Consider the following 11,539-nt stretch of genomic DNA (forward strand, 5'->3'; position numbering starts at 1 on the left):
TTAAGCATTTTAAAGAACGTTCCTTTTTGTTAATTGCTTGATACAAATGTAAAGGAACAAGCAATATCTTGCAAATATTTTAAACATTTAATTTTATTTTTGTGATATTAATAAATTATGTTAAATTTGGTTATCAAAATCAAAAAATATGCTTAAAAAAGACAATTCCAATTTAGAAATTGACAACTTAGACATCGATATATTGAAACAATTGATGCAGGATGCGACTAAACCTTATACAGAAATAGCAAAAGATTTGATCGTTTCGGGTGGTACAATACATGTCAGAATGAAGAAACTTCAGGAAATGGGCATTATAAAGGGTTCGCATCTGATAATCGATCCTCAAAAAGCTGGTTACGATATTTGCGCTTTCCTTGGTATTTACCTCGAAAAAGGAATTCAATATAAAGATGCTGTAGCCCAATTGAGTAAAATTAAAGAGGTGGTAGAACTGCATTATACTACTGGTGCATATAGCATGTTTGCCAAAATTATATGTAGAGATACGAATCATTTACGACATGTGCTAAACGAGGAGATACAAGCAGTTAATGGCATTCAGCGTACAGAGACATTAATTTCACTGGAAGAAAGTATTAAAAGGCAAATAGAGTTAGGGTAAGCTTAGGGGTTAAAACCGTAGAAAATTTAAAGTTAGTTTAGTATCATGCAGTATTTATACCAAGCAAGGCCAAGGCACGACTTCTCCGTTAAGCTTTTAAACCGGCATGGCCAATGTTTCGGTTGGCACTGAAAAAGACCTATTACTAACTTTAAAAGAAATATTGCAAGCCGGCAGTTTTTGTTTCTTTTTGCTATCAAAAAGAAAAGAAGCCTCCGCGGCAAGCGAATAGATAGTATTGTCTTGGCCAGACAGGCTTCGTACCTTTTTCTTAACAAAAAGGTACCCAAAAGTCAAGGCTTGCATCCTTTCTTGAATAGCAGCATCAGAATTCCAATAGCGGCAATATGAGGCTTAGTCCATTTCACAACCCTACGCCCGCTGCATATTCCCTTGGTTATTCAAAGTATGAAAGGGAATACAAGAATTCTAATGTGCTCTCCTTCGAAATGCTGCTATGCCGGATGCGTTCTTAGGTAAAACCAGCAGAAAATTTAAGGTTAGTTTTGCGTGATGTTGTATTTATGCCCAACAAGGCCAAACCACCATTTCTCCGTTAAGCTTTTAGACCGGCATGGTCAATGTTTCGGTTGGCACTGAAAAAGACCTATTACTAACTTTAAAAGAAAGATTGCGAGCCGGCAGTTTTTGTTTCTTTTTGCTGTCAAAAAGAAAAGAGCCCCGCGGCAAGCGGAATAATTGTCTTAGCCAGACGGGCTTCGTACCTTTTTCTTAACAAAAAGGTACCCAAAAGTCAAGGCTTGCATCCTTTCTTGAATAGCAGCATCAGAATTCCAATAGCGGCAATATGAGGCTTAGTCCATTTCACAACCCAACGCCCGCTGCATATTCCCTTGGTTATTCAAAGTATGAAAGGGAATACAAGAATTCTAATGTGCTCTCCTTCGAAATGCTGCTATGCCGGTGGCGTTCTTGGGTTAGATAAAAGGAAAAATCGATAGCCAGTTTAGCATGATGTACAATTTCAATTAACACCCAACAAGGCCAAAGCACCATTTCTCCGTTCTGCTTTTAAACCGGCATGGTCAATGTTTCGGCGGGCACTGAAAAAGCCTCACCAATAACTTTAAAAGAAAGATTGCAAGCCGGCAGTTTTTGTTTCTTTTTGTTGTCAAAAAGAAAACAAGCCCCCCGCGGCAAGCGGATAGTATTGTCTTAGCCAGACGGGCTTCGTACCTTTTTCTTAACAAAAAGGTACCCAAAAGTCAAGGCTTGCATCCTTTCTTGAATAGCAGCATCAGAATTCCAATTGCGGCAATATGAGGCTTAAGCCTTTTCACAACCCTACGCCCGCTGCACATTCCCTTGGTTATTCGGAACGTTAAAGTTTGTTCAAGAATTCTAATGTGCTCTCCTGCGAAATGATGCTATGCCGGAGGCGTTCTTAGGTAAAAACAGTAGAAAATTTAAGGTTAGTTTTGCATGATGTAGTATTTATGCCCAACAAGGCCAAACCACCATTTCTACGTTCAGCTTTAAACCGGCATGGTCAATGTTTCGGCGGGCACTGAAAAAGCCTCACCAATAACTTTAAAAGAAAGATTGCAAGCCGGCAGTTTTTGTTTCTTTTTGCTGTCAAAAAGAAAAGAGCCTCCGCAGCAAGCGGATAAAAATTACTGAACTAAAAATTTATTTCAGCAGTTGATAAGCAATCAACGCAGCTATATAAGCCATACCTGTCATATACGACAGCTGGATAACCGGCCATTTCCAACCCTTTGTTTCGCGATATACAATTGCGATTGTACTCATGCACTGCATTGCAAAGGCGTAAAAAAGCATTAAAGAGATACCAGTTGCAAATGTATAAACCGGCAAACCCGTTTTGCTGTTTACAGAGGCACTCATTCGCTCTCTTATTGTACTGCTATCTTCTTCCCCACCATCAACACTGTAAATGGTAGCCATGGTACCTACAAAGGCTTCACGCGCGGCGAAAGAGGTTATTAACCCAATTCCAATCTTCCAATCGTAACCCAACGGGCGAATTGCAGGCTCGATAAAGTGGCCAAGAATACCCACATAAGAATTTTCAAGCTTCTCTGTAGCGACTAAGACCTTAATATGGTCAGTATTTTTCGTTGTATCGGCTAAAGCTGATTCATATTTTTTATCAATGTTTTCGAAACGGTTTCCTGGTCCAAACGAAGCCATTACCCAAAGGATTATAGAAATGGCAATAATTACTTTACCTGCTTCGAAAACAAATGTTTTTGATTTCTCGTACATGGTGTACAAAACATTTTTCCACCTTGGCATGCGGTAAACGGGCAATTCCATAATGAAATAAGACCGCTCTTTAGTTTTGATTATTATTTTCATTACCCAGGCGACAATAATTGCCGCTACAAAACTAATCAGGTACATAACCATTAATGCCAAACCCTGCATATTAATAACCCCAAGTATATTTTTAGAGGGTATAATGATTGATATTAATAAAATATAAACGGGTAAACGGGCAGAGCAGCTTATTAAAGGTGTTACCATGATGGTAATCATTCTGTCTTTCCAGTTTTCGATATTTCTGGCGGCCATAATGGATGGTACCGCGCAGGCTAAACCTCCAATCATGGGTACTACAGATTTACCGTTAAGTCCCACCTTACTCATAACTTTATCCATCATGAACGTAACCCTGGCCATGTATCCCGTATCTTCCAAGATGGAGATGAAGGCAAATAATATGGCAATTTGAGGAATAAAGACAAAAATCCCACCTAAACCTGCTACCACACCATCCAATACCAGATCGGTTAACATTCCAGCGGGCAGATATTCGTGTCCATATTCTGTAATCCAGCCAAAACCGGTTTCTATCCATGCCATTGGATAGGATGACCATGCAAATATGGCATTAAAGATGATGAAAAGAATGAGCAGAAAAATGGCAAATCCCCAAACTTTGTGGGTTAAAACAGAATCTAACTTATCGCTGAAAGAAAATTTTTGAGCTATTCCTTTATCTGTTACAACATCAGACAAAATTGTGCTTAAATGTTTATAACGGGCAATCGTTTCTGCCGCCTGGGCTTTAGAAGATTCGAACTGATGGGATTGTTCTATCTCTTCAATTTCAACCTGATCTTGCTCGCTAAAAAAAGTCAAATGCTCATGCTGGTGCAAAACCTGCAACGCATAATAATCATTATCGGTATTAATTCTTTGTTTTATAGCGTTAATGGCATCTGGTGCAAGAAAATGAAGATCAACATCATTAATCTGGGTGGCTATTTTTGTGGTATTGGCTACCGCTTTCTTTAATTTATCAATTCCAATATTATTACGGGCAGAAATGGTAACCACCTGAACACCGAGTTTTTCTGCCAGTTTATCTCCATTAATTTCGATTCCTTGTTTGGCTGATAAATCGACCATATTTAAAGCTAAAATCATTGGAATTCCCAGATCTGCAACCTGAGAATATAAAAGCATATTACGTTTAAGGTTGGAAGCATCGGTAACTAAAACAATCACATCAGGATGGCTGCTGTTATTTTTATCGGCTAAAACCTGAAAAACAATGCCTTCATCGCTACTTTTAGGATACAAACTGTATGTTCCGGGTAAATCTATAATTTCAACTTCCCTGCCTTCGCCAAGTTTGGTAAAACCTGTTTTCTTATCTACAGTAATTCCTGGAAAATTTCCGATTTTTTGATTTAACCCGGTTAAACGGTTAAAAAGAGTAGATTTACCTGTATTGGGATTTCCAACTAATGCAACTTTAATATCCAAACCAGCTTATTTATTGAATGATAATAACTTCGGCTTCGCTTTTACGTAAGCAAAGCTGATATCCTGCTACACGAATGGCCATTGGGTCGCCAAGTGGAGCAAAACGCTCTACTTCTACAACTTCGCCAGGTAAGCAGCCCATTTCCATAAGCTTAACTGACATTTCCAAATCTGTAAATGCCACTATTGTTCCTTTTTGCCCAACCTTTAAATGCGAAAGTTTCATGTGCTAAATTTGGCGCAAGTTAACCTTTCTTTAGATTTATTCCAAATAAGATAAATCATCTTAAACTAAGATTTGCCTAAAAGGCATCAGAAAACGCATATTGTTGTTACATGAATTAATCTGGACTAATTGTTTCTTCTGCCTCCGCCAAAGCCACCTCCATTTCTTTGCCGGCCTTCGCCCGGCATAATTCTATTCTTACCGCCCATCCGGTTTAGCGAATAGGTAAATGAAAACATAAAATACCTTTTTAAAACATTATAACTTACATCCTGAATGGTGTTATTATCAGCGGTTCTGCTTATCCCCTGATTTTCGTTCAAAACATCATTTACCGCTGCCTTAAAAGTTCCGCGGTTTTTAAAAAATTGTTTACTCAGGTAAGAATTCAAAATGGTAAAATGAGTATCAAAGCCTTCTCCCCTTCCTGTATTTTGATTATAATCGGCATCTACGGCCCATCTTATTTCACCAGGAAATAAATAGCTAACACTTATGTTTGGGCTAAAGGTATAGTATTGGGTATTTGCATTTGATTGCACAGAGTAGGTTGCCCGGTTAATAGATCCACTTATGCCTGCTGCTAAATCCAGCTTATCTAAATTCGATACCAATCTGTATCCATTGCTAACCGACCAGCTGTTGGTAATGTTTTTCAGGGAATTTGTAAAGTTTACATCTCTATTGTAATTACCACTTAAATTGATGTGGAAATTAAGTTTATTCTCGGGCATAAAGGGCAGGCTAAGCGAGGAAGAAACGGAGCCCGAATATGAGCCATTTACGTTTACAGGCAATATAGCCAGCTTACCTTCATCCTTTCCGCTTTGAATTAAGCTGCTGCTATTGGCAATTTTATTTGAGGTTTGTCTTAAATTCAAATTAACAAATAACGACCTGTTTTTACCTACTGTAAAGGTATTATAAGCGATGCGTAAGGTATTGTTAAACTCGGGCTTTAAATCCGGATTACCCACCGGAATACTTTGTGTATTGGTATTGTTCGGTATAGGCTGTAACTGCTGGATGGTGGGCTGCGTAGTGCTGCCTCTATAGTTAACAACAAGACGCTTGCTATTGCTAAAATTATACCTGAACATTGCCGATGGTGTATAATTGTTAATGTTTTGTTTTAATAGAATACCCCGGCTAACGTTATCATTCGTCCTGTCGGTATTTTGAAAGGCCAAACCTACATTCCAGTTGTATTTTTTTGCGGTTTTATTAAAGCTAAATCCGGCAGCATTGGTTAATATCGTATTTTCATAAGAGTTACTGTAGGTTAAATCTAATAAATCATACTGCAAGGTTAGCGGATTAAAATTATAGGTAAATCGATCAGATTTATTGTGATTATATCCGTTCTGATAGTTAAACTCAAGGCTTAAGGTTTTAGAAAGTGGTTCTGTATAAACAATTCTGGTTACCTGGTTTAAAGATTCGCTTTGCTGATCGTTAAATTGATTGGTAATTTTTTGTGTGGTTACTCCTCCATTGATATTTTGATCTGAAATGTTATTGTAATTATCGGCATCGTTGTTATTAATGCTGGTATTAAAATTCAGGGACAATGTTCTACCTCGTTTCATAAACTTTTTACGTAAAAGAATATTGTTACTCACTGAAGGTGCCGTATTGTGGTTTTTTAACTGCTGGGTCCCGGTTATTTTGTAGGTATTGTAATCTCGGGTATAATCGCTGCTGTTTACGCTTTCATTATCTGTGTAGCTTAATGCCGGCTGTACCCGCAAGGAAGTTAACGAATCCAATTTCGTATCAACCATAAAATTAAGCCGGTGATTTAACCTGTCGGAAGTGTTATTTTGATTATTGTTAAAAACCGTTGTTTCAGTACCCAGCAGGTTTTGGGTTACGCTATTTCTTAAAATGAGATTTTCTGATTTATTGTAAAAATAACTCATGTTAATTTCGGTTTCATCTGTATAACGATCAGCAAAATTAAAACCCGCAGCATTTGTATTCGTAATTCCCGCCCTGCTGGTATTCCCACCTGAGTTTCCACCTAAACCACCGCCAAAGTTTTGTTTATTTACGTTGTTAAACTGAGCAATTGCGCTGATTTGCTGCTCCTGGTTAAACCGATTAATATTTGCATTTACATCATAACGATCGTCAGATCCATAACCCACCGTAGTGTTGCCGAAATAGCCATTTTTTTTATCCTTTTTAGTGGTAATGTTAATGATTTTAGTCCTCGTTCCATCATCAATTCCAGTAAACTGAGCCTGATCTGAAAGTTCATCAATAATCTGGATTTTATCAATCATATCTGCCGGCAGGTTTTTAGTCGCTAATAAAGGATCATTGCCAAAAAACTCTTTTCCATCTACCTTAACTTTGGTAATGGTTTCGCCCTGTGCTTTTACTGTACCTGATTTATCCACCTCAACGCCCGGCAGCTTTTTCAGTAAATCTTCTACAACAGCATTTTCAACAACTTTAAAAGAACTTGCGTTAAACTCTAACGTATCTTTTTTTACAACGATTGGCGCTGCTTCGGCTTTTATTTCAACTGTTTGAAGATCGATGCTTTCTCCGGCAAGGACGATATCGCCCAAATTAACATCTGCAATATCCGCGGAAATGGTGAAATCTTTATTGGCGTTTTTTAAACCGATAAATGCGGCATACAAACGATAATTTCCTGGTTTTAAGTTTTTGAAGATAAATTTTCCATCTGCAGCAGTTGTATTTGCACCAACAACGCTGGAATCTTTTAAGTTTTTTAGGGCTACTGAAGCGTAATCAATAGGTTGTTTATCCTTCGACTGGATAATTCTACCGGTAACAGTACCGGTTTTTTGTGCGTAAACAACAGAACATGAAAATATAAACAAAAGCGTAAAAAGTTTCTTCATTTGGTTAATTAATGTGTGTTGCTATTTAAGACTGCATGTTAAATAAAAGGTTTGTTTAGATGAAGTAACATTTGGAATACAAAAAATAAGGGACATAAAAAAAGTCCCGGTTTGCATCGAGACTTTTAACTTCTTAATAAATTGAATTACATCCTCATGCGAGAACCTCCATTGCCTCCTCCACGTTGTCCGGGCATTTGCATATCCGACCCCATGTTTCTGCCTCCAATACGTGTTAATGAGTAAGTAAAGGAGAACATATAGTAGCGTTTAAGCACATTATAATTCAAATCGGTAATGGTATTGCTTGTAGATGTACGGCTAATTCCTTGATTTTGGTTTAATGCATCATTAACAGCGATTTTAAAAGTTCCACGGTTTTTGAAAAACTGACGGCTGATGTATGAATTAACCAAAGTATAATCTGTATTATAATCAGCACCTCTGCCTGTATTTCTAATATAATCCAGGTCAATTGCTAAACGAATGTTACCTGGAAACATATAACTTACATCAAAACTTGGGTTGATTGTATAATACCTTGTATTTAATTCTGACTGAGCAGAATAAGTAGCCCTGCTAATGGACCCACTGATGCCACCTGTTAAGTCCAGTTTATCTAAGTTTGTTACAAATTTATAGCTATTGGTTATGCTCCAGTTATTGGTAATGTTAGAAATATTGCTGGTTATATTTGTTCCTTTTGAATAGCTACCACTTAACGTTGCATTTAAATTTAATTTATTATTGGGTAAAATGGGCTGACCTAAAACGATGTTTGCATTTCCACTATAGTTACCATCTACGTTAATGTATTTTGAGGCAATTTTACCGTAATTCACATCATTCTGATCGGTTACAGGGCTTTGACTTGATGCAAATGCGTTAAAGGTTTGCGTTAAATTAAGGAATACGGCAAAGAAGCGCATTTTTGCGAAAGCAAAGTTATTATACCTTACCGTTAAAGTATTGTTAAATGCAGGCTTTAAATCAGGGTTACCCAAAATAACAGACTGCGTATTTGTATTATCCGGAATTGGCTGAATCTGATCAATTGTAGGTTGTTGAGTTGTTCCTCTATAATTAATCACCAATCGTTTACTGTTGCTAAAATTATACCTGAATTGTGCTGATGGTGTTAAATTTACAAAGTTTTGGGTAAATACTGCTCCGGTAGTTAAGTTTGTATTTTCCCGGTGGGTTTGTTGCCCGGCTACTCCAATATTCCAATTGTATTTCTTCTCATTGGTGGTAAAACTCATTCCAACCGCATTGGTTAGCGTTTGATTTTCAAAACTGTTAGAATAAGTATTATCCTTTAAATCGAAGTCGCCCGTGGCGGCATTGAAATTGTAAATATTACGCTCCGAATTACTGTTATTAATTCCATTTTGATAGTTAAATTCTAAACTTGTTGTTTTAGATAAAGGTTCGGTATATACTACCCTGGTATTGTTAACAATGCTATTGCTGCTTAAATCATTTAACTGATTGGTTAATTTTGGCGTGGTTACACCATTAACTGTATTATTATCTAAAATGTAATTCAGATTGGACGCATCGCTATCATTAATTGAAGTATTAATGTTTAAAGAGAGGGTACGGCCCCTGCGTTTAAATTTCTTTCTAACTAAAATATTATTACTGATAACAGGGGTAGAATTATCGGTGGTGTAACTTTGGTTACCTACCGTGCTGGAAGTACCAGAAGCAATAATATTATTTCTTGTATAGCTATTTAAACTTAAGCCACTATTTTCAGTGTATGCTATGTTTGGTTGTATTTTGATACTTGTGCTCGAATCTAATTTGGTATCAATCATAAAGTTTAACCTATGATTGGTTTTATCTGTATTGCTATTCAGATAATTGTTTACGTTTTGAGAAGTATTTCCTAATAAGGTTTGGGTTAAGCTGGTTTGTTCATTAAAAACTGAAGATTTATTGAAGAAATAACTTCCCTGAATTTGAGTACCGTCTTTATAGGTATCGCCAAAGTTTAAACCTGCAGCATTAGTTGTGGTAATACCACCGCTACCCGAACTGGAACCACCACCAGAGCCCCCGCGGCCGCCGCCGCCTCCACCACCAAATCCATTACCAGCGCCACCACCGCCACCAAAATTCTGTTTGTTTACATTATTAAACTGACCTATAAAACTAAATTGCTGGTCGTTATCAAATTTATTAACGTTTAAGCTGGCATCATAACGATCGTTTGAACCATAACCTACGGTACTGTTTCCGAAATAACCTTTCTTCATACCACTTTTTGTTGTGATATTTAAAATTTTGGTTCTGGTTCCGTCATCTATACCTGTAAATTGTGCCTGATCTGAAAGTTCATCAACCACCTGAATTTTATCAACCATATCTGCCGGCAGGTTCTTGGTAGCCAATAAAGGGTCGCTTCCAAAAAACTCTTTACCATCTACTTTTACTTTGGTAATGGTTTCGCCCTGCGCTTTTATACTACCATCTTTAGCCACCTCTACACCGGGCAATTTCTTTAATACATCTTCTACAACAGCATTCTCTCTTACCTTAACAGATTTGGCATCGTATTCTAATGTATCTTTCTTAACCACCACAGTGGGCACCTGCCCAACTATATTTACGGTATTTAAATCTACTCCGTCATCAGCCATTGCTATATCGCCTACATTAACGGCTGCTTTAGCAACATCCACATCTTTTGTAGTTGTTTTTAAACCTAAAAAGGCAGCATAAATCCGATATTTTCCAGCCGGGATATTACTAAATGAAAAAGTTCCATCCGGGTTGGTTTGACCGGAAGCAACTACGCTGGAATCTTTTAGGCTTTTAATTGCCACAGTGGCAAAGTCTATTGGCTTTTTATCCTTAGCGTTTACTAATTTACCACCTATGGAGCCTGTATTTTGGGCATGCGCTACATAACCACAAAATATAAGAACAAGTAATATTGCTCTTTGAAAGTTCTTTTTCATTAAAAAAATTTAGATATACTAATACAAAACTATGCTATCAGACTGCGGCAAAGCTTAAAGGTTTGGTTAAGATTTGTTAAAAGTAAGGTAACATTTTAAATACAGCCTAATCGGCTCCCCACATATTTAAAATCAGGAAATGCAAAAATTGCTATTTACGCTGTGCGGGATAGCTTTGATAGTATACTTTGGGGCAGTTGCATCCCTTTTTAAAAATGCCACATCCACTCAGGCTAATAACCACTATTAAGCAAATTAAACTAATTATTTTTTTCATTAAAATTTAATTTATGCAATAAAACGTAACTAAAAACAGCCATGCATGCACCAAGCATATCACAGGTAAAATCCCACCATTCGGCAGATCTATAGGTAAAAACTTTCCATTGCAAAAGTTCTATCCCACCACCAATTATGGCATTAATCAGTAAAATTTTAAAAATCGTTAAGGTTCTGAAGCCAAAACTATGCTGATATTTTATTTTACCGTAGAACAGCAGTACAGAAAGTACAAAAAAGAAACCCAAATGGGCCAGTTTATCAAATCCCTGGAAGAAAAAACCTCCGCCTTTTGTTTCAGGCATTTTCATATTACAAAGCACTAAAACTATAAGCGTCCAGAATATGGCCCACTTTTGCTGTTTTAGTGCTTTGTACATGGATTATTATGCGCCTACTAAAGCCTGGTAAGCTTCTGCAGTTAATAAATCTTCAATTTCAGCTAAATCACTTAATGATACTTTTACCATCCAGCCTTTGCCATATGGATCAGAGTTTACCAGTTCTGGATTATCATTTAATTCTGCATTAACTTCTAATATGCTTCCGGTAACAGGCATAAACAAATCAGATACTGTTTTTACAGCTTCAACTGTTCCAAAAACTTCTTCTTTAGCTACTTCTTCACCTACCGAGTTAATGTCGATGTAAACGATATCGCCTAATTCGCGTTGTGCAAAATCAGTAATTCCGATAAATGCTTCGTTGCCTTCTACCTTAACCCATTCGTGGTCTTTAGTGTATTTTAATTCTGATGGAAAATTCATTTGTTCTTTATTAGTTTGTGCCAAAGTTAAATAAT

General features: G+C 37.1%; 7 protein-coding genes. 1 reads left to right on the top strand and 6 read right to left on the bottom strand.

Going from position 1 to position 11,539, the window contains the following annotated elements:
- Positions 1–148: 148 nt before the first annotated feature.
- Entirely contained in the window at positions 149–625 is a 477-nt protein-coding gene (locus R2Q77_RS02245; protein ID WP_025145395.1) for an Lrp/AsnC ligand binding domain-containing protein, read from the top strand.
- A gap of 1,650 nt (positions 626–2,275) precedes the next feature.
- Here the strand turns inward: R2Q77_RS02245 and feoB are convergent.
- The 6 genes from feoB to gcvH form a co-directional block, all read right to left on the bottom strand.
- On the bottom strand, positions 2,276–4,384 hold the full coding sequence (feoB, locus tag R2Q77_RS02250) for a ferrous iron transport protein B (RefSeq protein WP_316802082.1): 2,109 nt from the start codon (positions 4,382–4,384) through the stop codon (positions 2,276–2,278).
- A gap of 10 nt (positions 4,385–4,394) precedes the next feature.
- Entirely contained in the window at positions 4,395–4,610 is a 216-nt protein-coding gene (locus R2Q77_RS02255) for a FeoA family protein (RefSeq protein WP_316802083.1), read from the bottom strand.
- 125 nt (positions 4,611–4,735) lie between these two features.
- Positions 4,736–7,489 carry an outer membrane beta-barrel family protein gene (locus tag R2Q77_RS02260; RefSeq protein WP_316802084.1) on the bottom strand — a complete coding sequence of 918 codons (2,754 nt, stop codon included), beginning with the start codon at positions 7,487–7,489 and terminating at the stop codon, positions 4,736–4,738.
- Positions 7,490–7,635: 146 nt separating this feature from the next.
- On the bottom strand, positions 7,636–10,458 hold the full coding sequence (locus R2Q77_RS02265; RefSeq protein ID WP_316802085.1) for an outer membrane beta-barrel family protein: 2,823 nt from the start codon (positions 10,456–10,458) through the stop codon (positions 7,636–7,638).
- 260 nt (positions 10,459–10,718) lie between these two features.
- Complete coding sequence (locus R2Q77_RS02270) at positions 10,719–11,117, bottom strand: VanZ family protein (protein WP_316802086.1); 399 nt, start codon at positions 11,115–11,117, stop codon at positions 10,719–10,721.
- 6 nt (positions 11,118–11,123) lie between these two features.
- Complete coding sequence (gene gcvH / locus R2Q77_RS02275) at positions 11,124–11,504, bottom strand: glycine cleavage system protein GcvH (RefSeq protein WP_316802087.1); 381 nt, start codon at positions 11,502–11,504, stop codon at positions 11,124–11,126.
- Positions 11,505–11,539 lie beyond the last annotated feature (35 nt).

The organism is Pedobacter nototheniae (assembly GCF_032678625.1).
GTDB classification, from domain to species: Bacteria; Bacteroidota; Bacteroidia; order Sphingobacteriales; family Sphingobacteriaceae; genus Pedobacter; species Pedobacter nototheniae_A.

Bases quoted from the DNA above. Each gene is read 5' to 3' on its own strand.
- R2Q77_RS02260 (WP_316802084.1), bottom strand. From the start codon at position 7,489: ATGAAGAAACTTTTTACGCTTTTGTTTATATTTTCATGTTCTGTTGTT.
- R2Q77_RS02265 (WP_316802085.1), bottom strand. From the start codon at position 10,458: ATGAAAAAGAACTTTCAAAGAGCAATATTACTTGTTCTTATATTTTGT.
- R2Q77_RS02255 (WP_316802083.1), bottom strand. From the start codon at position 4,610: ATGAAACTTTCGCATTTAAAGGTTGGGCAAAAAGGAACAATAGTGGCA.
- R2Q77_RS02270 (WP_316802086.1), bottom strand. From the start codon at position 11,117: ATGTACAAAGCACTAAAACAGCAAAAGTGGGCCATATTCTGGACGCTT.
- gcvH (WP_316802087.1), bottom strand. From the start codon at position 11,504: ATGAATTTTCCATCAGAATTAAAATACACTAAAGACCACGAATGGGTT.
- R2Q77_RS02245 (WP_025145395.1), top strand. From the start codon at position 149: ATGCTTAAAAAAGACAATTCCAATTTAGAAATTGACAACTTAGACATC.